Source organism: Arthrobacter sp. NPDC055138, assembly GCF_053607305.1.
The window spans coordinates 302,793-325,509 of sequence record NZ_JBSGTH010000004.1; the positions used below are offsets into that span (position 1 = coordinate 302,793).

The 22,717-nt window shown below is 66.5% G+C and carries 23 protein-coding genes; 13 read left to right on the plus strand and 10 right to left on the minus strand.

Annotated features, from left to right (window positions below):
• Positions 1-26 precede the first annotated feature (26 nt).
• Positions 27-755: a TMEM175 family protein gene (locus ACWF5H_RS12015; RefSeq protein WP_452037094.1), complete on the minus strand. Its 729-nt coding sequence runs from the start codon at positions 753-755 to the stop codon at positions 27-29.
• A 110-nt stretch (positions 756-865) separates the two neighbouring features.
• Here ACWF5H_RS12015 and ACWF5H_RS12020 point away from each other — a divergent pair, with 110 nt between their 5' ends.
• Positions 866-1,306 carry a helix-turn-helix domain-containing protein gene (locus ACWF5H_RS12020; RefSeq protein ID WP_127515003.1) on the plus strand — a complete coding sequence of 147 codons (441 nt, stop codon included), beginning with the start codon at positions 866-868 and terminating at the stop codon, positions 1,304-1,306.
• A 9-nt stretch (positions 1,307-1,315) separates the two neighbouring features.
• Complete coding sequence (locus ACWF5H_RS12025) at positions 1,316-1,720, plus strand: VOC family protein (RefSeq protein ID WP_452037095.1); 405 nt, start codon at positions 1,316-1,318, stop codon at positions 1,718-1,720.
• An 81-nt stretch (positions 1,721-1,801) separates the two neighbouring features.
• Here ACWF5H_RS12025 and ACWF5H_RS12030 read toward each other — a convergent pair whose 3' ends face one another.
• A complete protein-coding gene (locus tag ACWF5H_RS12030; protein WP_452037096.1) occupies positions 1,802-1,951 on the minus strand; it encodes a hypothetical protein in 150 nt (49 codons plus the stop codon).
• Positions 1,952-2,056: 105 nt separating this feature from the next.
• Positions 2,057-2,971: a LysR substrate-binding domain-containing protein gene (locus ACWF5H_RS12035; protein ID WP_452037098.1), complete on the minus strand. Its 915-nt coding sequence runs from the start codon at positions 2,969-2,971 to the stop codon at positions 2,057-2,059.
• A 104-nt stretch (positions 2,972-3,075) separates the two neighbouring features.
• On the opposite strand from ACWF5H_RS12035, the gene ACWF5H_RS12040 reads away from it, so the two are divergent.
• Positions 3,076-4,416 (plus strand): MFS transporter, encoded by a 1,341-nt coding sequence (locus ACWF5H_RS12040; protein WP_452037100.1) that lies wholly within the window; start codon positions 3,076-3,078, stop codon positions 4,414-4,416.
• Positions 4,417-4,506: 90 nt separating this feature from the next.
• A complete protein-coding gene (locus ACWF5H_RS12045; RefSeq protein WP_452037102.1) occupies positions 4,507-6,843 on the plus strand; it encodes an arylsulfatase in 2,337 nt (778 codons plus the stop codon).
• 45 nt (positions 6,844-6,888) lie between these two features.
• Here ACWF5H_RS12045 and ACWF5H_RS12050 read toward each other — a convergent pair whose 3' ends face one another.
• On the minus strand, positions 6,889-7,866 hold the full coding sequence (locus tag ACWF5H_RS12050; RefSeq protein WP_452037104.1) for a formylglycine-generating enzyme family protein: 978 nt from the start codon (positions 7,864-7,866) through the stop codon (positions 6,889-6,891).
• A 79-nt stretch (positions 7,867-7,945) separates the two neighbouring features.
• On the opposite strand from ACWF5H_RS12050, the gene ACWF5H_RS12055 reads away from it, so the two are divergent.
• Entirely contained in the window at positions 7,946-8,824 is an 879-nt protein-coding gene (locus ACWF5H_RS12055) for a helix-turn-helix domain-containing protein (protein WP_452037105.1), read from the plus strand.
• On the opposite strand, the gene ACWF5H_RS12060 is transcribed toward ACWF5H_RS12055, so the two are convergent.
• From ACWF5H_RS12060 to ACWF5H_RS12070, 3 genes are all read right to left on the minus strand, one after another.
• Positions 8,821-9,348, minus strand: coding sequence for a VOC family protein (locus tag ACWF5H_RS12060; protein ID WP_452037107.1), 528 nt, complete (start codon positions 9,346-9,348; stop codon positions 8,821-8,823). The two genes, ACWF5H_RS12055 and ACWF5H_RS12060, sit on opposite strands and share 4 nt — an antisense overlap.
• 140 nt (positions 9,349-9,488) lie before the next feature.
• A complete protein-coding gene (locus tag ACWF5H_RS12065) occupies positions 9,489-10,265 on the minus strand; it encodes a VOC family protein (RefSeq protein WP_452037109.1) in 777 nt (258 codons plus the stop codon).
• An 86-nt stretch (positions 10,266-10,351) separates the two neighbouring features.
• The gene (locus ACWF5H_RS12070; RefSeq protein WP_452037110.1) at positions 10,352-10,942 is read right to left on the minus strand and encodes a TMEM175 family protein; all 591 of its coding nucleotides are present in this window, start codon (positions 10,940-10,942) and stop codon (positions 10,352-10,354) included.
• Positions 10,943-11,587: 645 nt separating this feature from the next.
• Between ACWF5H_RS12070 and ACWF5H_RS12075 the strand changes: the two genes are divergently transcribed.
• The 6 genes from ACWF5H_RS12075 (at position 11,588) to ligM (ending at position 17,373) form a co-directional block, all read left to right on the plus strand.
• The gene (locus ACWF5H_RS12075; protein WP_452037112.1) at positions 11,588-12,322 is read left to right on the plus strand and encodes a PIG-L deacetylase family protein; all 735 of its coding nucleotides are present in this window, start codon (positions 11,588-11,590) and stop codon (positions 12,320-12,322) included.
• Positions 12,319-13,014 (plus strand): 4-carboxy-4-hydroxy-2-oxoadipate aldolase/oxaloacetate decarboxylase, encoded by a 696-nt coding sequence (locus ACWF5H_RS12080; protein WP_452037114.1) that lies wholly within the window; start codon positions 12,319-12,321, stop codon positions 13,012-13,014. Before ACWF5H_RS12075 ends, ACWF5H_RS12080 begins: the two co-directional genes overlap by 4 nt.
• Positions 13,004-14,161, plus strand: coding sequence for a 4-oxalomesaconate tautomerase (locus tag ACWF5H_RS12085; RefSeq protein ID WP_452037116.1), 1,158 nt, complete (start codon positions 13,004-13,006; stop codon positions 14,159-14,161). Before ACWF5H_RS12080 ends, ACWF5H_RS12085 begins: the two co-directional genes overlap by 11 nt.
• A gap of 2 nt (positions 14,162-14,163) precedes the next feature.
• Positions 14,164-15,126, plus strand: a complete 963-nt coding sequence (locus tag ACWF5H_RS12090; RefSeq protein ID WP_452037118.1) for a VOC family protein — start codon at positions 14,164-14,166, stop codon at positions 15,124-15,126.
• Positions 15,127-15,192: 66 nt separating this feature from the next.
• Positions 15,193-15,864 carry a GntR family transcriptional regulator gene (locus ACWF5H_RS12095; RefSeq protein WP_452037120.1) on the plus strand — a complete coding sequence of 224 codons (672 nt, stop codon included), beginning with the start codon at positions 15,193-15,195 and terminating at the stop codon, positions 15,862-15,864.
• A 102-nt stretch (positions 15,865-15,966) separates the two neighbouring features.
• Positions 15,967-17,373: a vanillate/3-O-methylgallate O-demethylase gene (gene ligM / locus ACWF5H_RS12100; RefSeq protein WP_452037122.1), complete on the plus strand. Its 1,407-nt coding sequence runs from the start codon at positions 15,967-15,969 to the stop codon at positions 17,371-17,373.
• Between the two features lie 380 nt (positions 17,374-17,753).
• Here the strand turns inward: ligM and ACWF5H_RS12105 are convergent, their stop codons facing one another.
• On the minus strand, positions 17,754-19,256 hold the full coding sequence (locus ACWF5H_RS12105) for an aldehyde dehydrogenase family protein (RefSeq protein WP_452037124.1): 1,503 nt from the start codon (positions 19,254-19,256) through the stop codon (positions 17,754-17,756).
• A 290-nt stretch (positions 19,257-19,546) separates the two neighbouring features.
• On the opposite strand from ACWF5H_RS12105, the gene ACWF5H_RS12110 reads away from it, so the two are divergent.
• Positions 19,547-20,248 (plus strand): endonuclease/exonuclease/phosphatase family protein, encoded by a 702-nt coding sequence (locus ACWF5H_RS12110; RefSeq protein WP_452037361.1) that lies wholly within the window; start codon positions 19,547-19,549, stop codon positions 20,246-20,248.
• On the opposite strand, the gene ACWF5H_RS12115 is transcribed toward ACWF5H_RS12110, so the two are convergent.
• Together ACWF5H_RS12115 and ACWF5H_RS12120 are read right to left on the minus strand one after the other, a co-directional pair.
• On the minus strand, positions 20,245-20,982 hold the full coding sequence (locus tag ACWF5H_RS12115; protein ID WP_452037126.1) for a polysaccharide deacetylase family protein: 738 nt from the start codon (positions 20,980-20,982) through the stop codon (positions 20,245-20,247). The genes ACWF5H_RS12110 and ACWF5H_RS12115 overlap by 4 nt on opposite strands.
• 118 nt (positions 20,983-21,100) lie before the next feature.
• A complete protein-coding gene (locus ACWF5H_RS12120; protein ID WP_452037128.1) occupies positions 21,101-22,048 on the minus strand; it encodes an EamA family transporter in 948 nt (315 codons plus the stop codon).
• Positions 22,049-22,123: 75 nt separating this feature from the next.
• Here ACWF5H_RS12120 and ACWF5H_RS12125 point away from each other — a divergent pair, with 75 nt between their 5' ends.
• Positions 22,124-22,621 (plus strand): MarR family winged helix-turn-helix transcriptional regulator, encoded by a 498-nt coding sequence (locus ACWF5H_RS12125; RefSeq protein ID WP_452037130.1) that lies wholly within the window; start codon positions 22,124-22,126, stop codon positions 22,619-22,621.
• The last annotated feature ends 96 nt before the right edge of the window (positions 22,622-22,717 follow it).

Below are 22,717 nucleotides of genomic sequence, written 5' to 3' on the forward strand. Positions count from 1 at the left end.
CCGCATCAACGGCCTGTTCGCCGGGATCAAGGGCCTGTTGTTGATTGCTGGACCCGGGTGGCGAGGATGCCCGAGACCGGTCCCAGCACGATGAGCGCGGCCCAGGTGATCTTCCCCGCCGTGCCGCCGGCTGCCAAAGCGATGGGTATTGACACCGCGAAGACCAAGGGCGGAACGAGGAAATCGAGCACGAAGGCTGCGTGGTGCCGAGGCGTCATCGGGTCGATCTCGAGACCGTGCCGACGGGCAATCTCAAACATCAGCAGTTGGGCCAAGGACGCCAAAATGATGTTCGCGGCGTACAGCACGGTGGTCAGCTCAAGCAAAGATGTCTCCGGGTCGCTCACGCCCTGTGTGGTGAACGGAATCAGGATGACGAAAGCGGCAGCCAGGAGGTTAGCCGTCGTCGTCGCCGAATCGAGCGCGGAGAGCCGTTTAATCAATCGGAGGTTTATCCGCCAGAACACGGCGATCACGGCGAAGCTCAGGGCGAAGCCGGCGAGTTGGTGCACCACGCCTGATTCGAGCAGTGCCCGCGGGTCTTGCCAGGCTTCCGCGGAGGGAGCATCGATGTTGGTGACCAGCAGCGTGATGGCGAATCCGTAAATGACGTCGTAGAAGCTGAGCCCGCGGTCGAACTCGCTGGATTCACGTGCCAGCACTGCGGCGCCGCGTGCCGCATCCGCTGCCTTCGGACGGTGAGCTTCCGGGCCAGCCGCACGGGCAGCCTGCTGGCGATCAGGTCGCTGTTCCACGTGATTAGCGTGGCGCAACCGGGGTGGCAGTGCAATGGTTGCGGATCCCGGTGGAGCGGAGGCACTCCGCAGAACTTCCGGCAGGTTCCGTAGAGCGGTAACCTCAAGCTGTGAATCCTGAGGAGCTGGCCAACTTGGCCCATCTGCGGCGGGCGCGGGACCTGATCGACCGCGATTACGCCCAGCCGCTGGATGTGCCGACGATGGCGGCCAAGGCGCTGATGTCGCCGGCCCATTTCTCCCGCCGGTTCAAGGCAACCTATGGCGAAACTCCGTACAACTACCTGATGACCCGGCGGATCGAGCGGGCCATGGCGCTGCTGCGCGCCGGCTGGAGCGTGACGGACGCGTGCATGGAGGTGGGCAGCACCTCGCTGGGTTCCTTCAGCACGCGGTTCACACAACTCACCGGCGAGAGCCCCAGTTCCTACCGCAGCCGCAAGCATGAGGCGGCCGAGGCGATGCCGCCCTGTATCGCGAAGCTGCTGACACGTCCCATCGACCCGCGATCGAGCAGGATCCGAGAAGCGGCGGCGCCGGCCCCTGCGTAGGTTGGGCGCATGACTATTTCACTTCAGTACTGCAACATCACCGTCAACGACCCCGCCGAATCCATCCCGTTCTACCGGGACGGCCTCGGGCTGGAAGTCCGCAACGACGTCGCCAACGAGGGCTTCCACTGGATCACCATGGGCAGTCCGGACCAGCCGGAGCTGGAGCTGGTGCTGTCCGCTCCGCACGCCGGCCGCTCGCAGGCCGACGGCGACCAGCTCCAGGAGCTGCTGGTCAAGGGCGTGCTTCCCATGCTGGTCTTCCGCACCGATGACCTGGACGCCCTCTTCGAGCGGATGGTCTCCTTCGGGGCCGAAGTCCTGCAGGAACCGATGGACCAGCCGTGGGGTCCGCGCGACTGCGCCGTCCGGGACCCATCAGGCAACATGATCCGGATCAACCAGAACAAGTAACCCCACCAGAACGATGCCGGCCGCTCACCTCCCGAAGGCGAGCGGCCGAGGCCGTGCCTCACTAATGATCATGGCTGGGCTTCATCGGTCGCCGCCGGGAGCCTGCGCGTTCAACTCATCGATCATGCCCAGTATCTGCCACGCCACGGATTCCGCATCCGGCGTGTTGAGCAAGCCCGATGCGACGCCGACTGCAACCAGGTCCCGGATCACCGCCTGCCAGGCATCCATCTGCCGCCTTCGAAGCCACCGGGTCCCGCCGCACCGAGCCGCCGCGGACCCCGCGGCTCGGCTGAAGCGCGGAGTCAGCCCACTCGGCTGGGTATCGGAGCGGAGTCACGGAGCCTCCGGCCGGGCGGCTTCGGCCTGGCGCAACACCTCGACGGCGGCGGCGACCCGGCGCGGGGGAGCGTGGCCGGCCGGCAGCAGGGCAACGATGGCGTTGCGGGCATGCTTATCGGCGACCGGCCGGTGCACCACCTGGAGCCCGTCAAAGGTGGTGCCATCGACTGGCGGGCTGTTGGCGAAGGAGTAGCCGAGGCCGCGGGCCACCATGCAGCGGATGGTCTCCATGTTGGCGCTGGTCCAGCGCACATTGAGCTCCTGGCCGGCCTGTCGGGCCACGGTGGTCAACCGCTCAATGGTCGGCGGAACGTCCAGCAGGATCGCGGGTTCGGCGGCAATATCTTTCAACTGCACCGCGGATTGCTTGGCCAGGCGGTGGTCTTGCGGCAGCACCACCTGGAGTTGGATGTCCTTGACGACCTCTCGGTCCAGATCCTCGTCCGCTTGGAGCGCATAGACCAGCGCGACGTCCAGGCGGCCCTCCCGCAGGCCTTCCTGGACGGCTCCGGCCGAGCTTTCGGTGAAGCGCAGGTCCACCTCCGGGTGGTGCTTGGTGAAGTACTCGGCGAGCGGCGGCACCAGCCGCGGCGAGAGCGTCTGGCTGCAACCAACGCGTAGCGGACCGCGAATCTGCCCCAGATTGTCGGAGATGGAGGCGGCTGCTTCGGTCACCCGCTCGAGAACCGCCCGGGCGTGCGAGGCGAACTCGATTCCTGCTGGCGTCAAGGCAATCTGGCGTGACCGACTGCGCACTAGCAGGTCAGCCCCCAAGGACTTCTCGAGTTGCGCAATGGCCATGGACGCAGCAGCCTGCGAGGCGTGGCAGGCTGCGGCCGCGGCCGTGACCGACCCGTGGTCCACCACCGCCACAAAGTACTCCATCTGCCGCAGGGTGAGCTCTGTCATAAGTCCTCTTGATGGGTCGCATCGAAACAATTGATTTTCCATATTATGTGGCCTGCAGCACACTTGAAGCAATCAGTCCGCCCCCAACCTTCGAGGAGCTCCACGTGCAGAGAACCAGCAACACCGGCACGGCGGTAGAGACTCCGGCGACGCTGCCGGAAGCAAACGATTCGCTGAACACGCGGGAGATGCGCCGCATCCTTTCGTCAAGCTTCATCGGCAGCGCCATCGAGTACTACGACTTCATCCTGTATGCCACGGCCGCATCGCTGGTCTTCGGCCACGTGTTCTTCGCCAATCTGGGCGACGGTTTCGCACTCTTCGCTTCCTTTGCCACGCTGGCCGCCGGCTACGTGGCCCGGCCGCTCGGCGGCGTGGTCTTCGGCCACTTTGGCGACCGGATCGGACGCAAGAAGATGCTGGTGCTCTCCATGCTGATCATGGGCGTGGCCACCATGATCATCGGGATGCTGCCACCGACGGCACAGATCGGGATCGCGGCCCCGGTCGCCCTGGTGATCCTCCGCCTGGTCCAAGGTGTCGCCGTCGGCGGTGAATGGGGCGGCGCCGCACTGATGGCGCTCGAGCACGCGCCGAAGTCCAAGCGTGGCTTCGCCACCTCCTTCGCCAATGCCGGCGGACCAGCCGGCGCCATTCTGGCCACGCTGGTGGTCTCCGCCGTCTCGGCTGCCACCGGCGACCAGTTCCTTGAGTGGGGCTGGCGCATCCCGTTCCTGCTGAGTGCCGTCCTGATCGTGGTCGGCATGGTGATCCGGTTGAAGGTGACGGAGTCGCCGATGTTCGCCAAACTGGAGGACGCCAGCGAAAAGCGCAAGATGCCGCTCCTGGATGTGCTGCGGAACCACCCGAAGGCCGTGGTCTTGGCCCTCGTCGCCACCATGAGCTTCTACTGCTGCCAGGGCCTGCTCACCGTCTGGGGCGTCTCGGTGGCCGTGGAGAACGGCGTTGACCGCTCCGGGGTGCTGAACTGGAAGGCCGCCGGCGCGGTCATGACCCTGATCGTAACGTTCTGGGCCGCACGGATGAGCGACCGCGTGGGCCGGCGCAAGATGCTGGTGATCGGCGGCATCACCGGCATTGTCCTCGCCTACCCGCTGATCACGCTGCTGGACAACGGCACGATGTGGGGCTTCGCCGTCGCCATCGTTGTGGGCAACGGGTTGGTCCAGGGGCTGCTGTACGGGCCGATCGGCGCCTTCATCGCGGAGCAGTTCCCCACCCACGTCCGCTACACCGGCGCGTCGCTCGCCTACCAAGGAGCATCGGTGCTCGGGGCAGGCTTCACACCGATGATCGCCACCGGTCTGGTGATCGTCGCCGGCGGGGGAATCGCGCTGGTGGCAGGCTTCTGGGCCCTGGTCATCGCCGCGGGCACGGCTGCGGTCCTGATGACCCGCGAAAGCCACCGCGCCGAGATCGGCTGACACACTAACCGGCCAAGGCCGTTGCACTAACCCCAGCCGTCCACCCGTTGCCTTGGGGCGGGTGGACGGCGGCACCACCAAAGGAAAACCATGAACGATCAGCTCCACAACGGCCCGCACCCGGTGCGTGACTACACCGGATTCGAAGGAACCGTGGCCGAGAAAGCCAGTGAATCCGTCGCGGCCTGGAAGCCGGCCGCGCGCGCCCGGGAAGGTGCGCCGAACGTCGTCGTGATGTTGATGGATGACATGGGGTACAGCGACATCGCCCCGTTTGGCGGCGAGATCGACACCCCGGCGCTGGCCGACATCGCCTCGGACGGGTACCGGCTGGGCAATTACCAGACGCCGCCGATGTGCGCTCCGGCGCGGGCCGCGCTGCTGACCGGGATGAACCCGCACCGGGCCGGGTTTGCTTATGTGCCGCACATGGATCCGGGCTTCCCGAATTCGGCCATGGAACTGCCGGCGGACGCGCCGACGCTGGCCGAGAACTTCCGGGCGGCAGGGTACGCCACGTTCATGGTGGGCAAATGGCATCTGACGGTGGAGTCCAAGATGCACGATGCCGCCGAGAAGTCCTCGTGGCCGGTGCAGCGCGGCTTCGACCGCTACTACGGCTGCATGGACGGCTTCACCTCGCTGTTCCACCCGCACCGGCTGGTGCGGGACAACAGCCAGGTAGTGGTGGACGAATATCCGGAGGACTACTACCTCACCGATGACCTGACCGATCAGGCGCTGGGGATGATTTCCGAGTTGCGCAGCAGCGACGCGGGCAAGCCCTTCTTCCTCTACTTTGCCCACACCGCGGTGCATGGACCGGTCCAGGCCAAGGCGGCGGACATGGAGAAATACCGCGGCCGGTACGAGTCCGGCTGGGACCACATCCGGTCGGAGCGGTTCGCCCGGCAGGTCGAGCTGGGGCTGTTTCCGGAGGGCACGGCCTGCGCTCCGCGCAACAGTGAACCCGGTTCAGACGTAGTGCCGTGGGATTCGCTCAGTGCCGAACAACAGGCGCTGTTCGCCCGCTACATGGAGGCCTATGCCGCCGCGGTGGACAACGTGGACCAGAACCTGCGCCGGCTGACGGACCACCTGAAGGCGCTGGGTGAGTATGAGAACACCATCATCGTTTTCACCTCGGACAACGGCGGCACCTCGGAGGGCGGCGACACCGGAACGCGAAGCTACTTCAGCCGTTTCTCCGCACCGCGGTCCGGTCTGCCCAAGGACTGGCAGCCGGACGTGCCGCGGGACCCCGAGCTGATCGGCGGGCCGCGGACCTACGTGCACTACCCGCGCGGCTGGGCTTACGCGTCGAACACCCCGTTCCGGATGTACAAGACGTTCCCGCATGCCGGCGGCGTCCGGGTGCCGATGCTGCTGTCCTGGCCGGCCGGCCTGCCCCGGACCGCGAACGACGACGGCGTCCGCCACCAGTTCGCGCATGCCGTGGACATTGGCCCCACCTTGTTGCAACTTGCCGGCGTGCAGCCGCTGGCCGAACGCCACGGACTGCCGGCACGGGAAACCGACGGAGTGCCGTTCGGCAACTGGCTGCGGAACGCTGCGGCAACGTCGGAGCACACCAGCCAGTACACCGAGCTCAACGGCCGCCGCGGCTACATCGCCGGGACCTGGAAGGCGATTGCCCCGGAACCCAACGGTCCCGGCTGGAAACACGACGGCTGGGAACTGTACGACCTGGCAGCCGACCCCACCGAACTGGTCAATGTGGCCGCCGAACATCCGGAGAAGGTGCGCGAGCTCGCCGCGAAATGGCAGGCAGATGCCTGGTGGAACCAGGTCTACCCGCTCAACGACGACGGCTCGTTCAACCGCAACCGGCCGGCCAGCGAACTGCTTTTGGAACAGCCGGTGACGCTGCACCCCGGCGCGCCGACGCTGGAACGCTACCGCTCCGCCAAGCTGGTCCGGCTGCGCTCCTTCACCATCGACGCGCAGGTGGAGCTAGCAGCCGGCGACGGCGGCGTGCTGGTGGCGCACGGAGACCAGGGCGGCGGCTACGTGCTGTTCATCGAGCACGGCAAGCTGGTCCTGACCTACAACGAGTACGGCGAGGTCAAGCGCATCGGCGCCCCGATCGAACCCGGGCTCCGCGCTATCCGGGTGGAGTTTGCCGCGCTGCCGGACTTCAAGTGGGCCATCAGCCTGCATGTCGATGGGCGCCAGCTGGCCGTCCTGCCGGAAGTCTTCCAGCTGACCGGGATGGCACCGTTCGCCGGAATCAGCGTGGGGCTGGACCGCGGCGGCCCGGTGGACTGGGAGCTGTCCCGGCGCCACGGCTGCTATCGGTACACCGGACGGCTGCGCCACGTCCGCTACACCCCCGGCGACAAGGCGGACTACAACCCGGAACAGATCGTGGAACTGGACCGCGCCATGGCCGCTGCCTTCGAATAACGACGGCGATGCGCACCCTTCGGAGCGCGTCACCTGCCGGCCCGCTCAGGCTGCGACGGTGCGGAAGCCGATATTGCTCGCCGCCGAGTCCGGGGTGTTCTTGGAACGGGCCGCCACCCGGTAGCGGTTGCAGTACGAATCGTGGCAGAGGAACGAACCACCGCGCATGACCCGGCCCTGCCCGATGGTGGGGCCGGGCGGGTTGCCCGCGGGGGACTTGCGGTAGTACTTCGGCAGGAACCAGTCCGCGCACCATTCCCACACGTTGCCGCTGGTCTCGTAAAGCCCAAAGCCGTTCGGCGGGAAACTGCGCACCGGGGCCGGACCGAGGAAACCATCGTCCAGCGTGTTGTCCGTGGGGAAGATGCCCTGCCAGATGTTGCAGCGGTGCGTTCCGTCCGGTTCCACTAGCTCGTTGCCCCAGGGGTAGCGCGCCTGCGCCAGGCCCCCGCGGGCGGCGTACTCCCACTGCGCCTCGGTCGGCAGCGCCCGGCCGGCCCACCGGCAGTAGGCCACGGCGTCGTTCCACGAGACCTGGACCACGGGGTGGTCCGGAACGTCCTGCCACGAGGATTTGGGTCCATGGGGATGGGCCCAATCGGCACCCCGGACCGTGACCCACCACTGCAGGGACTCGGGCCGGCCCAAAATATCAGCGGCATCGGCGGCGATCAGCAGGTGGAACACCGCCGAGTAGCCGTAGACCTCGGACTCGGTTCGGTAGCCGGTGGCGGCGACGAAACGCTGGAACTCTGCGTTGGTCACTGTCGTGGCGTCCACCGTGAACGGAGACAGCGCCACCTCGTGGACCGGCCCTTCGCCGTCCTCCGGATAGCCCTCGTCGAAAGCGTCGCCCATCAGGAAGCTACCGCCCGGCAGGGAGACCTGCTCGATGTCACGCTCCTGGGCGGCAGGACTGACAGCCGGCGCGGCACCGTTAGCCGGGGCAGTTCCGGCAACAGTTGCAGGCGTGGTGGCAGAGGTGGCGGCGCCTTCACGCTCCGGCCCATGGCAGCAAGACATACGACTCCTTCGCGGGCACTGTCCTTTCAGGATAGTGCCGTGCCGGTCCGGGCAAGCACACGGCGGATACGATCACAGCATGAGTTTCAGGCCGACGACGAAGGGGCACCTGACGCCGGGCTTCGGGTCCGTGGTGACAAGGTTTCCGGCGCGGGCGGACGTGGCTGCGTTTGTCCGCCAGGTGTGGATCCCGGAGTGGGATCTGGCGGCGGGGGAGCGGGCTGAGCAGTTGGTGCTTGGCTATCCGGCGAGCAATGTGGTGGTGGAGTCCAACGGCGTCGCGATCTATGGGCCGACCAGCCGGGCGTCCGCCAGGGTGCTGTCCGGCAGCGGGTGGGCGGTTGGCGCACTGCTGAAGCCCGCCGGCGTGTGGTTGTTCACCGAACGGCCGGCGGAACTGTTGGACGCGGAAGCCCCGGTGGAGGCTACTGCCCTGCACGAGTCGATCTGCGAGGTGATGGGAAGGTCTGGCGTGACGGACCGCTCCGGGGCGGCAGATTCCGGGCCGGCGGATCCCGGGCCGGCCGATGCCGTTGCTGCGGATCGTGCCCGCGCCGCCGATCTGCTCCAAGATTACGTGCAGGCGCTAGCCGCTCAACGGTCCGACGGCGGAATGTCCAGTGACGCCGCCCTTGCCAATCAGATGGTGGACCTGATCGATGAGGGCGACATCCGGTCAGTGCCGCAGCTGGCCGGAGCGCTGCACTTGTCCGAGCGCGCCCTGCAGCGGTTGGCGGCCCGCTACGTGGGGATGTCGCCGGTGCTGATGTTGCGCCGCCGTCGGTTGCAGGACGCCGCCGAGCGCGTCCGGGCCGAGCCCGCAACGAACCTCGGCGAACTCGCTGCCGAGCTGGGTTTTTCCGATCAGGCACATCTGACCCGGGAGTTCCGCCAGGTGCTGGGCTTTACCCCGCGCCAGTACCCGGGCGCGCCCGGGGATAAGGCGATGCAGGGTTAGGCCTCTCCGGACGCCATCGAATCCGCCCACTCGGCCACGCGGCGGCTGCTCTCTTCCGGCGACAGGTCCTCCACACGGGTCATGATGGACCACCGGACGCCGAAGGGATCGCGGATGCTGCCGTACCGGTCGCCGGACACGAAGGTGTTCACGTCTTCGCGCATGCTGGCGCCCGCAGCCACGGCACGCTCCACGGTGGCATCTACATCCGGCACATAAAGGCCCAGCGAGTAGCAGTCGTCGTCGCCCTCGGGCGGGCTGACCAGGTGGTAGGCCGGGTTGACCTCACCCAACTGCAGGCAGCCGTCGCCGAAATCGAGCGTCGCATGGACGACGACGGGGCTGCCGTCCGGGCCAGGCATGTCGGTCCGGTCCAGCAGTTTGGCCCCGAGGACCCGGGTGTAGAAGTCGATGGCGCCCGCGGCGTCGGTGAGCGCAATGAACGGTGTCAAGGACGTCATGCCGTGCGGGACTCCGCGGTCGGTGTATTCGCCGTGGGCTGGCTGGGTGGTATTAGTCATCATGCCTCCAAGCTAGGTGCGCGGCCGGCGTCCGGTCTTGAAGATTTCCGCCAAGGCGCGCGGCAATCGGTAGCCGGGCACCGCCGTCGTTATTGAAAGCAGTGGCTGCAGGGGCAGCGGTGCCCGGCTGGTGGCTGGCCGGATTACTGCCGAGGCATGTCCTGGGCGACCAGGAAGGTGGCGCCGGTCGGGTCGGTCAGCGTGGCCATGCGGCCGAACGGTGTGTCTTCGGCGGGCTGGACTACGCTGCCGCCCAGGGCGGTGGCTTTCTCGACGGTGGCGTCGGTGTTCTCCACCGTGAAGTAGACGCGCCAGTGGGCGGGGACGCCCTCGGGCAGCCAAGCGGTGGCGTCCATGATGCCGGCCGTGGCGTTTTCGCCGGAGCCGAGCGTGGTGTAGCGGAAGTCGTCGGTGTCGCTCATGACCTCGGTGTCCCAGCCGAAGACCTCCTGGTAGAACTTCACGGTGGCGGGGTAGTCACGGGTGAAGAGCTCATGCCAAGCGGGGGAGCCGGGCTCGGCGGCCAGTTGGTAGCCGGTGTGCCCGGCGAACTCCCAGAGGCCCACGGCGGCACCGCCGGCATCGCCAATCATGGCCATCTTGCCCTGCTCCGGAACCTCCATCGGCGGCATATGGACCTGGCCGCCGTGGGCCTCGGCTGCCCGGGTAGCGGCGTCAATGTCCTCCACCCGCAGATAGGTGCTCCAGACGTCAGGGTAGCCGGAGTCCTGGCTCTGCATGATGCCGGCAACAGACTGGCCGTCCTTCAGCGCGGTGGTGTAGCCGCCGTACTTTTCCTGGTCCCCGACCTCATACGTCCAGCCGAAAAGTTCGGTGTAGAACTGCTTGGCCTTCTCCGGGTCGGAGGTCATTAAGTCGACCCAGCAGGGTGCGCCGGGGCTGAAGGTGGGCTTGGGCATGGCATGCTCCTATTCGGTGGGCGGGCGGTGGAGACATGCGCGAGCCTACTCGGGGCTGACGGCGGCGGCAATGGAAACCGGGTGACTCAGTCTTTTTGTTCCTGCCCGGCCAAGAAACGCTCCACCCTCCGGTCCGGAATCAACCACAGGGACGCCACCACCGTGTAGGCCGCGATGCTGATCAGGGGCTGCAGCAACGCCGCCGCGATTCCGAAAACGTAGATGGGAGGGGAGATCTTTGCTTTCCAGTCCCGGCCCAGCGCCTGCGCCAGCGCGCCGTCGGGGCCCTGCTGGCGGACGAGGCAGGTTTCCAGAATGAAATAGGCGACCGCGGCCAGGAGCAGATTCACGCCATAAACAAGGACCGGCACGGTAACGAAGCCCGTTTCATCCATCCACCGGGTGGAAAACGGGAACAGGGACAGCCAGAAGAGCAGGTGCAGATTGGCCCAGAGGATGGTGCCGTTGATTTTCCCGGCCAGGTGCAGCATGTGGTGATGGTTGTTCCAGTAGATGCCCACGTAGACAAAGCTCAGAAGATAGCTGAAGAATCCGGGAGCCTGGCTGAACAGGGCCTGCCAGGTTGGTTCTTCGGGGGCATGAAGTTCCAGCACCATGATGGTGATGATGATGGCCATCACGCCGTCACTGAAGGCTTCCAGCCGGCCCTTGTTCATGACGAAACTTCCATGCACTTCATGACCGAACATCCATGCACGAAATCATCGTCCTGCCGCCCGCCGATGGGAAGTGCCCGGCTTCGGCAGGTGCGCCGGGGTGACGAGTGGGCTGGGTCGGCGAGTTCGCCGGGGTTCTACCGTCACGGCAGCCTTGGGTTCGAGTGCCCGGGGCGGGGTTGCGGGGCGGGGCGGTGTCCAGACGGATGCCCGGCGGGCCACGTACGCTATACGCCACATGGCCGCGGAATGGTAAAGCATGCTGCTGCTTGATGAGCTGCAGTCCCTACCTTGGCGGTTGCTTTGCCCTCGACCATCAGCTCCCCTTATCCTCCGCGGTCCAATGTGGCGCATACTGTTCGCTTGCCCTCCCGCAGGTCGGTCTGGAGCGCTCCTAGCCCCGATGGGTGCCTCCGCAAGGCGCCTCCCGCAAACAGCCTCCCGCAATCCGCCTTCCCCGCTGTGCTCCCGAAGCCGACTCGCATTGCCACCGCGCAGCACCCTCCCCGCTGTGCTCCCGAAGCCGGCCCGGGTTGCCACCGCGCAGCACCCTCTCAGCTGGAGAAATCTGGAACCAGAATTGTTGACAATCTGAGCGCGCCAGTGATTGACTTCACACAGAACAGTCCGAGCCAAGGAGATTTCGTGAATAACACCGAACCGGCCCTGCTGGTGGTCAGCGCCCACGCCGGCGACTTCGTCTGGCGGGCGGGCGGAGCGATCGCCGCCGCGGCGCAGCGGGGCGAGCGCGCCGTCGTCGTCTGCCTGTCCTATGGGGAGCGCGGTGAATCCGCCAAGGCCTGGCGCGAAGGCAAGGGGCTGGAGGAAATCAAGGCGATCCGCCGCGAGGAGGCGGAGAATGCGGCCGCGGCGCTGGGTGCGGAGGTCCGGTTCCTGGATGCCGGCGACTACCCGCTGGTGCCCACCCGCGAACTGGTGGACCAGCTGGTGCAGATCTACCGCGAGGTCAAGCCCACGGTGGTGCTGACCCATCCGCTGGTGGACCCCTACAACGGGGACCATCCGGCCGCCGCCCGGATGGCGCTGGACGCGCGGGTGTTGGCGCAGGCCATCGGCTACGACGCGCCGGGCGATCCGCTGGGCGCCCCGCCGGTGTTCTTTTTCGAACCGCACCAGCCCGAACAATGCGACTTCAAGCCGAACGTGTTGCTGGACATCACCGAGGCCTTCGCCGCCAAACGCAAGGCGATGGAGTGCCTGGCGGCGCAGCAGCACATGTGGGACTACTACACGGACCTGGCCACCCGCCGCGGCGTACAGGTCAAGCGCAACGCCGGCCCCAACCTCGGCTTCACCACCGACACCAAGGGCGAGGCCTACATGCGCTACTACCCGCAAGTGACCACCTCGCTGGCATGAAAAACGTCATTGTCACCAACCCGCCCCGGGCCGAGCTGGCCCACGTCGACGCGCTCGCCGGCTTCGGGGTGGCCACGGTGCACGAGGCTATGGGCCGCACCGGCCTGGCCGGACCGCAGTTCCGGCCCATCCAGTCCGGCGCCCGCGTGGCCGGCACCGCCGTGACGGTGCTCTGCTGGCCCGGCGACAACCTGATGATCCACGCGGCCATCGAACAGTGCCGGCCCGGCGACATCCTGGTGGTCACCACCACCTCCGAGTGCACCGACGGGCTGTTCGGCGAGCTGTTCGCCACCGCCCTGCAGTACCGCGGCGTGCGCGGCGTGGTCACCAGCACCGGCATCCGGGATGTCGCCGAACTGCAGGCGATGGGCTTCCCGGCTTGGTCGGCGGCTGTGCACGCGCAGGGCACGGTGAAGGCCACCGCCGGCGCCGTCAACATTCCCATCACGCTGGGTCGGATTACGGTGCGGCCCGGCGACGTAGTGGTGGCCGACGACGACGGCGTGGTCTGCGTGCCGCGGCTGGAGGTCCCGGCCGCGCTCGAGGCATCGGAGGCGCGCGAGGCCAAGGAAGCGAAGACCCGCTCGCTGTTCCAGGAGGGCACGCTGGGCCTGGACTACTACGGCCTGCGCCCGCTGCTGGAAAAGCTCGGGGTGCAGTATGTGGCGGCCGAGGACTATGACGGCTGACGACGGCGGAGCCCGGCTTGGCGGCGCACGCTCGGCTTCCGGCTCCGCACCATACGACGACGGCGTGCGCTGCCTGCTGATGCGCGGCGGCACCTCCAAGGGCGCCTACTTCCTGGCCGAGGACCTGCCCGCCGACCCGGCCGAGCGCGACGACTTTCTGCTCCGCATCATGGGCAGCCCGGATGCCCGGCAGATCGACGGCATCGGCGGGGCGCACCCGCTGACCAGTAAGGTGGCGGTTGTCTCGCCCTCGGCCGGCGGCGCCACCGATGTGGACTACCTGTTCCTGCAGGTGGCCGTCGACGAGCCCGTGGTCTCGGACAGCCAGAACTGCGGCAATATCCTCGCCGGCATCGGCCCCTTCGCCGTCGAGCGCGGCCTGGTCCCGGCGCAGGAAAGCACGACGTCGGTGCGCATCCGGATGGTGAATTCGGACAGCATTGCCACGGCTACTTTCGCGACGCCCGGCGGCCGCGTGGACTACCGCGGCGACGCGGCGATCGACGGCGTGCCCGGCACGGCGGCGCCGATCACGCTGGACTTCGCCGACACCGCCGGCTCCTCGACCGGAGCCTTGCTGCCCACAGGCAACGCCAGCGATGTGGCGGACGGCATCGAGGTCACCTGCGTGGACAACGGCATGCCGTCGGTGCTGATGCGGGCGTCCGATCTGGGGGCCAGCGGCTATGAGGAGCCGGCCGACCTGGAAGCCAATACCGAGCTGGCCGCCCGGCTGGCCCGGATCCGGCTGGAAGCCGCGAAACTGATGGGCATGGGCGACGTCTCCGGCAAGACGGTGCCCAAGCTGGTGCTGCTCGCCCCGCCGCGCAACGGCGGGGCGGTGACCACCCGCAGCTTCCTGCCGGTGCGCTGCCACAGCTCCATCGGCGTGCTCGGCGGCACCACGGTGGCGGCCGGCATCCAACTGCCGGACGCCGTCGGGCATGAATTCGCGCAGTTGCCCGCGGACGGCGGACCGCTGCGGCTGGAACATCCCACCGGCTACCTGGACGTGGGCGCCGCCCTGAAACAGGGGCCAACCGGCATGACCACCACGTCCTCCACGGTGCTGCGGACAGCGCGGAAGCTGTTCGACGGCACCGTTTTTCCCCGCGAACAAACACACCAGCAACCACCTAAAGGATGAGCATGACACCCCACCACGGCGATATCGCCCATCTCGGCAACATCGAGCTGTTCACGGACAAATTCGACGAAAGCTACTGGTTCTTCAACGACCTGCTGGCCATGCGGGAAGTCGGCCGCGCCGGCGAATCGGTCTTCCTCCGCACCTGGGACGACTACGAGAACTGGAGCATCAAGCTCACCCCGCGGGCGGCCTCCGGCGTCGGACTCGTCGCGCACCGGGCCGCGTCACCCGAGGCACTGGAACGGCTTGTCGCCTCGATCCAGGCAGCCGGACTCGGCGGAGAGTGGCGGGACGGCGAATTCGGCGTCGGACCGTCGTTCCACTTCACCGACCCGGACGGGCACCCGATGTCCGTCTACTACGAGACCGAGTGGTACCAGGCCTCGGACGACAAGCCGGCGCTGAAGAACCAGGCCTCCCGCTTCCCCGGCCACGGCGTCAACGCCCGCCGGCTGGACCACATCAACTACCTGGCGGCCAACGTGGAGGAGAACGCCAAGTTCTCCGCCGAGGTGCTGGGGCTGAAGGACAGCGAACTGATCCGGCTGGACAACGGACGCACCGCGGCCCACTGGTTCCGGTTCGGCCAGAAGTCCTACGATCTGGTCTACTCCGCGGACAATCTGGGCGCCTCCGGGCGGCTGCACCACATCGCCTTCGCGCCGGACACCCGGGAAGACATCCTCAAGGCCGCGGACATCTTTTTGGAAAACGGCATCCACATCGAGTCCGGCCCGCACAAGCACGCCATCAACCAGACCTTCTTCCTCTACGTCTACGAGCCGGGCGGCAACCGCATCGAGTTCGCCAACGCCGGGGCGCGGCTGCTGCTGGCGCCGGACTGGGAGCCGGTGGTGTGGAGCGAGGCGGAACGCAAGAAGGGCCAGGCCTGGGGAATGCAGACCATCTCCACCTTCCATACCCATGGCACGCCGCCCATCGATGCACCCAACGAGCACTGAGCCCGGGTGGGCTAGGTTATTGGCAACAACTTTGTCAGCACACGATCCAGCATGGAGCAGCCTCCCGTGAGCACCACCCCAACCGCCGTCCCGAAGTCCACCGACTCAGCCGCCGTCGTCGCCGGGCTGAAGAAGGCGATTGACCGCGGCGAACTGGTCCCCAACCAGCGGTTGGTGGAGGCGGACATTAGCGCGGAGTTCAATGCCAGCCGCGCCACCGTCCGGGCCGCGCTGGCGGAACTGACGCTGGAGGGGCTGGTAGAGCGGATCCAAAACCGGGGCGCCCGGGTGCGGGCCGTTTCGGTGGAGGAAGCCGTGGAGATCACCGAAGTCCGCGCCGCGCTGGAGGCCATCTGCGCCGCGAAGGCAGCAGACCACGTCACCGACGAGGACGTGCAGGAACTGCAGGCTTTGGGCCGGACCATGAGCCAGGCGGTGGAGACCGGGGACCTGCTGAAGTACTCGGACTGCAACAAGATGCTGCACCGCCGGGTCATCGAACTGGGCGGGCACAATACGGCGGCAGCCCTGATCGCGCGGCTGCGCGGCCAGAGCGTCCGGTTCCAGTTCCGGCTGGCCATGCAGCCGGGGCGGCCCGCTGTCTCCCTGCCCGAACACTTGGAGATTGTGGACGCCGTCTGCGCCAAGGATTCGGAGCGGGCGGCAGCAGCCATGGAGAAGCACCTGAAGAGCGTTGCCACTGCCATCAGGCGGGCAGCCGAGGAGCCCGGCGGCTGACGTTCGCCGGTTCCCCTGCCACCCGCAATCGAACAGCATGCCTCCGCGACCCGGAGCATGGGACAAGATACGCCGGCTGCGGCCGGCGGGGATAGGGGAATCATGAGTGCACAAAACCTCCAGCAAGTCCTGGACCAGGCGGGCAATACCGTTGAGCTGCTGCGCAATTCGCAGATCGGCGCCTACATCTACCCGGTGGTGGCGCCCGAATTCACCAACTGGCGCAGCGAGGTCCGGGCATGGCGGGGCACTGCAGTGCTGTACGACCAGACGCACCACATGGACAACCTGTTCATGAAGGGCCCGGACGCGCTGAAACTGATCTCCGATACCGCGATCAACTCGGTGGCAAGCTTCCCGGTGAACAAAGCAAAACAATATGTGCCGACGACGCCGTCCGGGCACGTGGTCGGCGACGGCATCCTGTTCCACGAAGCCGAGGACCAGTTCGTCTACGTGGGGCGTTCACCGGCCGCCAACTGGCTGCTCTTCCACGGGCAGACCGGCGGGTACGACGTGGAGCTGGAGGTGGACCGCCGGTCCCCGTCACGGCCGATGGGCAAGCCGGTGCAGCGCAAGTACTGGCGCTTCCAGATCCAGGGCCCGAACGCCTGGCAGATCATCGAAAAGATCAATGGCGGGGCAGTGGAGCAGCTGAAATTCTTCAGCATGGACCACATGCAGGTGGCCGGGGCGCAGGTGCGCACGCTGCGGCACGGCATGGCGGGGGCACCGGGACTGGAACTGTGGGGGCCGTACGAATCGTACGACCGGGTCCGGGAGGCCATTTTGGAGGCGGGCGAGGAGTTCGGCATGCTGGCTGTCGGCGCCCGGGCGTATTCGTCCAACACGCTGGAATCCGGCTGGATCCCCTCGCCGCTGCCGGCCATCTACTCCGGCGAGGAGTTGCGGCCCTACCGGGAATGGCTCGGTGCGGACAGCTACGAGGCCGTCAACGCGGTGGCCGGGAGCTTCGTTTCCGACAAGATCGAGGACTACTACCTGAACCCGTGGGAGCTCGGCTACGGCTCCTTCGTCAAGTTCGACCATGACTTCATTGGCCGCGAGGCGCTGGAGAAGATCGATCCGGCAGCGCAGCGCAAGAAGGTCACGCTGGCCTGGAACGCGGAGGACATGACCAGGATTTTCGCCTCGCTGTTCGACACCGAAGGCACGCCGTACAAATACTTCGACCTGCCCAACGCCAACTACGGGTCCTCCAACTACGACGCGATCGTCGACGCCGGCGGCACGAACGTGGGCCTGTCCCTGTTCACCGGCTACAGCGCCAACGAGAAGCGGGCGCTGTCCCTGGCCACCGTCAACCCGGACGTGGAAATCGGCACCGAAGTGAAGGTGGTCTGGGGCGAGCCCGACGGCGGCACGCGCAAGACCACCGTGGAGCCGCACCAACAGCTTGAGGTCCGGGCGGTGGTCAGCCCGGCCCCGTATTCGGTCACCGCCCGCAACGAATACCGGGGCGGCTGGCGGACGGCCCAGGCGGTCTGACCCGGCCACGCCGAGAGAGCGGGCCGGTTCCCTGCTGAGGGGGCCGGCAGGCTTGGCTGAACGGGCTGCGGCTGGACGCGATAAGCCGGCTCCACATTCACCGGCGAGGACAAAGGACGTCTTGCGCTCAACCAGCCAAGCTCACCTTCCGCGGCGCATTCGAAACCGGAACCATACGCAGTTCTTATGCCGAAGGCTTCAATGTGGCGCCGGCTTCCCGGCCGTGGACCGACACACTGAAGTCGACCTGCCGGAAGATGCATGCGGCAGCAGGTGGCGCTGGTGCACCGGCGGCAACCGGACGGATCGCGGCCGGAGCGACCAAAGCGGCGCGTGGCCGGCCTCTGAGAAAAGGCCGGGCACGCGCCGTCGTCGTTGTATTAGTGGCCCGCTGCCGCCGCCGCTTCATCCAGGTGCGCGACGGAGCGGGTGTCCTGGAACGCACGGACGCCCTCGATGCCCTGCTCGCGGCCGAAGCCGGAATGCTTCATGCCGCCGAACGGCGCGCGCAGGTCCAGCCGGGTGGCGCCGTGATCGTTGACCCAGACGTAGCCGCAGACCAGCTGCGCTGCGAGAGCGTTGGCCTTGTCCTTGTCCGCGGTCCAGACCGAACCGCAGAGGCCCGCCCAAGTATCGTTCGCGGCCGCCACCGCTTCCTCTTCGGTATCAAAGGGGATGATCGGGATGACCGGGCCGAACTGTTCCTGCGTGACCACGCGAAGGTCGGGCGCCGGATCCACCACCAGCGCCGGCTTGAGGAAGTTGCCGCCCTGCAGCGCGGAGTCGGAGGGCAGCTCGCCGAACTCCCGGACATCCGCGCCGGCCGCCTTGGCTTCCGCGATGAGCTCCTCGACGAACTTCTTCTGGGCGGGCTGGTGCAACGGGCCCATGGTGGTGCCCTCGTCCAGGCCGTAACCGATCACGGCCTTCTCCAACCGGGAGGACAGCCCGGCCACCAGTTCGTCCATCCTCGACCGGTGCACGTAGACCCGCTTGGCGTTCATGCAGATCTGCCCGGTGGTATCGAAGATGGCCGCATACAGTCGGTCCAGATGCGTGTCGTCCAGAATGGCGTCGTCGAGGAAGACGGCAGGGTCGTTGCCGCCGAGTTCAAGCGTGACGCGGGTCAGGCTCTTGGACGCCATCTCCATCATCTTCTTGCCGCCGCCGACGCTGCCGGTGAAGCAGACCTTGGCCACGTCGTCGTTCTGGATCAGGCCGCCCATCTCGCTGTCGTGCCCGGTGACGATGTTCAGCACACCCGGCGGCAGCTTCTCCGCCACGCGCTGCACTACCCGGGTGATCGCCAGCGGCGTGGTGGGCGGCGGCTTCACGATCGCGGTGTTGCCTGCCAGCAGCGCATGCGGCAGCGAGGCGCCGAGGATGGCGATGGGCCAGTTGAAGGGGACGATGACGGTCACCACGCCCAGCGGCTGGTAGGCCACGGAGGTGGTCACCGGGATCCCCGGTGCGGGTTCGAGGACCTTGCCCTGGTCCACTTCGTCGGCTAGCGAAAGCGCCAACTGGAAGCGGATGTCGAAGACCAGGGCGTCGATCCAGGCCTCCATCCGGATCTTGCCGTTTTCCTGCGACAGGATGGCCGCGTCCTCGTCCCGCAGATCCGCGAGGCCTTCGATCGCTGCGGCAAGCTGAGCCGCCCGCTCTTTCGAGCCGAGGGCAGCCCAAGCCGGGAAGGCGGATTTCGCGGCAGCCACGGCGTCGGCCACATCCTGCTTGGACGCGGCAGCGGCATATCCGACCACGACGTCCGGCTTGCCCGGGTCCGCCACGGCGTACCTCTCGCCGCTGGCCCGGACTTCACCCCCAATGTAGAGCCCCGTAGTGATTTCGGTGGTTTGGCCTGTGCTTGCCAAATCAGTCATCTCACAACACCTCTCTGTGTTTGTCATCCGGTCCCATGCCGGAAGCAGGAGCGGATCAGGCCGTGGCCGTCCCGGGCGCCGCAGGAGAACAGTTTGGCAGCGGGTGGGCAAGGCCCTGACTCCCCTCCCATCAGCTTTACCTATATCCGGAGGGAGTGCTAGGGGTTGGAGCCGCTGAATCCACTGCCTTCGTGACGCCGACAGACCAATCCTGAGTGGATCACCCAGATTGGCTCGGTAGGATGGGCCGCAGGCAACAACTACCGCAGCCTTGGAAGGGTGATCCCTTGCTGAAAGCCATTAGCTACAACCTCCGGAAGCACAGTGCGAGCGAGGAACTCGAAGACCTGACCGACCGCTACGATGTCGACGTCATGTGCCTGCAGGAAGCGGACACCGAGAAGCTCCCGGACCAGGTTGGCCATCTGCAGTTGGCCGATTCGACCAAGGGGAACAGGCTCGGCCTGGCCGTCTATTACGACGCGAAAAGATTCTCCGCCGTCGATACCAACACCTTTGAACTGAAGAAATCGCTGCACGATTACGTGCTGGCGCCGGCCCATGAGCGGTTGCTCGGAGTCAAGATGGTGGACAACGAAACCAAGCACGAAGTTGTCATCGGCGACTTCCACGCCGCGCCCTTGACGGCGACCAACTCCTTACGTCGGCATCAGATCAAGGCCGGGCATGAGGCCTTACTGGAAATGGGCGGCGACGGCCTACAGATGACGTTGATGGTGGGAGATTTCAACTACCCGTTCTTCACCAAGAACCTGGTTGAGCACCTGAAAGAAACCGGCTACGCGCTGACCTTGAGCAACCGCAGGACCTACACCCGCTACAAGCTCTTCCGCGGCCACTTCGATTTCGCCACGTCGCTGGGGCTGGATATCCAGAGCGTGGAAACGCTGCCGCGGGGCCAGTCGGACCATCTGCCGATCCTGGTGACCGCGGAGTACGTCGACGAGAACTACCACGCCCGCGCCAGCTAGCAGGGCAGCCTGGACGGGAGCTTCACGGGACTGGTGATGACCGAGCCTTTATTGTCCTTGCCTCGATAGGCCCGGCACACCTTGAGGTCGCGTTCGGCCAGTCTGGATTTGATCTTGCTGATGGCATCCGGATTGAAGCCGTTCCACTGCATGTGCATCAGGATGGTGCCGCCCTTGGTGGCAACCTTCGCCACCGTCGAGACCACCTGCGCTTTGGATTTGCCGGTGGTGTCGTAGCTGCCTCTGGTCCACAGCCATGGCTTCATGCCGGCCTTTCGGTAGCCGCAGCGGACCGAGTCATCGATCCGGCCAAACGGCGGGCGGCCGTAATTGGTCACCACACCGGGGGCACGCAGTTCCCGGGCCACCGCAGCGCAGCTGAGCTTTTTCATATCTCCGCGGTGGTTAATGCTGTGGTTGATGACGTACTGGCCGTAGGAGCGGGCCAGCTTCGCCAGATCGACGTCGTATTTCTTCTTGTACTTCTGCAAGCATTTGCCGGTAGGGGCGATGACGAGTCCGATGTTTTTCTTTTTGGCGTATTTGACGACCTTCTTGAAGGAGGTCAATGTCTTGGGACAGTCGTCATAGCTCAGCACCACGCGGCTGGTGTGGTTGGGCCCCCGCGCCTCGCTTTGGGTCCAGTTGACGGCCGCCTGGGCGCTGGGCACGAATCCCGCGGTGAGGAGCCCTAAGGCGGTAGCCAAGATGATCAGAATTCGGCTGGTACGCATGGCGCACCGTCCTTCCCCCAAACACCGTGCCGCCGGAACTGAGGTATCCAGTTCGTGGGACGCGCGCGGCTACGCGCCATTTTGGGGCAAATGCGTGGGAAGGGGCAAGAGGGTAGACCTACCCTATTTTCCGGGCTGTTCCGGAGGGCTTCCCGCGTGACTGGTTGACGGCCCGGGAAGAGCCGGCTGGAGCCGTCCGCCGTGCCGCCGGGCAGGAAACTGCTGGCGCCGGCTCCGCCGTCGTCCTTCGGGGCAAGTTGGCGGCGACCAGCGTGCCCAAGATCAGCAGGGCGCCGACGGTCTGGCCGGGTGAGAGTTGTTGGTGCAGGATCAGCCAGCCCGTGGCGGTGGCGACTACTGGACTCAACAACCCCAGCAGCGATGCGCTGAACGCGGGCAACAGTTGCAGTCCGCGGAACCACAGGGCATAGGCCAAGGCCGTGCCCACCAGGGAAAGATACGCGTAGCCGGCCAGATTAAGCGCCGAAAGCTGTGTGGGCAGCGGGCCCTCCGCGAACAGGGCCAGCGGGACCAGCAGCAGCCCGCCGGCGGTCAGTTGCCAGGAGGTGACTGCCAGCGAGGTGGCCGGCTGGCCCCACTTCTTGGCCAGCACCACACCGGCCGCCATCGAGGCAGTCCCGCCCAAAGCAGCCGCCACGCCGACGGCATCCAGCCTGGCCTGGGACTGCAGCACCAGCAGGACCACTCCGGCCAGTCCCACGGCGGCGGCAACAATCTTGGCGGACGTCAGACGCTCGCCGATCCAGCGCGACGCCATGACCGCTACAAGCAAAGGTTGAACCGCGCCGATGGTCGCCGCCACACCACCGGGAAGCCTGTGGGCGGCAATGAAGAGTAGAGCGAAGAACATGCCGATATTCAGCGCCCCGAGGAGAGCTGCTTTCCACCACCAGGTGCCCTGCGGCAGTCGGCGGGTAGCCGCGAACAGCAGCAGCCCGGCCGGCAGCGCGCGGATGGCTGCGGCCAAGAACGGCTTGTCCAACGGCAGTAGCTCTGTGGTCACCGCGTAGGTGGTGCCCCAGATCAGCGGGGCGACGGCTGTCATTGTCAGAAGAAGCCATTTATTCCTAAGCACTTAGCCATGATAGCTAAGTGCTTAGGAATAGTCTATGCTGGCGGTATGGAAGATCAGGTCGCCCGGATTCTCAATCAGTGGGCTGTTGAGCGGCCCGACCTGGACGTTTCGCCGATGGCGGTGGTGGGCCGGATTTCCCGGGCGGCCCGGAAAATCGACGCGGTGCTTGCCGCCACTTTTGCCCGGCACGATTTGGATGCGGCAAGTTTCGATGTGCTGGCCACGCTGCGGCGGTCCGGGACGCCTTATGCGCTCAGCCCCCGTGAACTGACCGAGACCGCCATGGTGACCTCGGCAGCCATCGCCCAGCGCCTGAACCGACTGGAAGAGAAGCAACTGGTCACGCGCACCAAGGACGTGAAGGACGGCCGGGGCAAACAGGTCACGCTCACCCCGGCCGGCCTGGATCTGGTCAACAGGGCGTTGCCGGACCACGTGGAAACCGAGCACGCGCTGCTGGCCGGCCTGAGCCAGCAAGAGCGCGGCCAGCTCGCGGAACTGCTGGCCAAAGTGGAGCAAACCGCCACCGAAATCCGCGGGTAGTGCGAGGCGTTGCATCGTCGGCCGTCACTGTTGCCGTACCTAGTGGTTATCTGCTTCCTGCAGGATCTTCAGACCGCTCTGGCGGTCCTTGCCGTG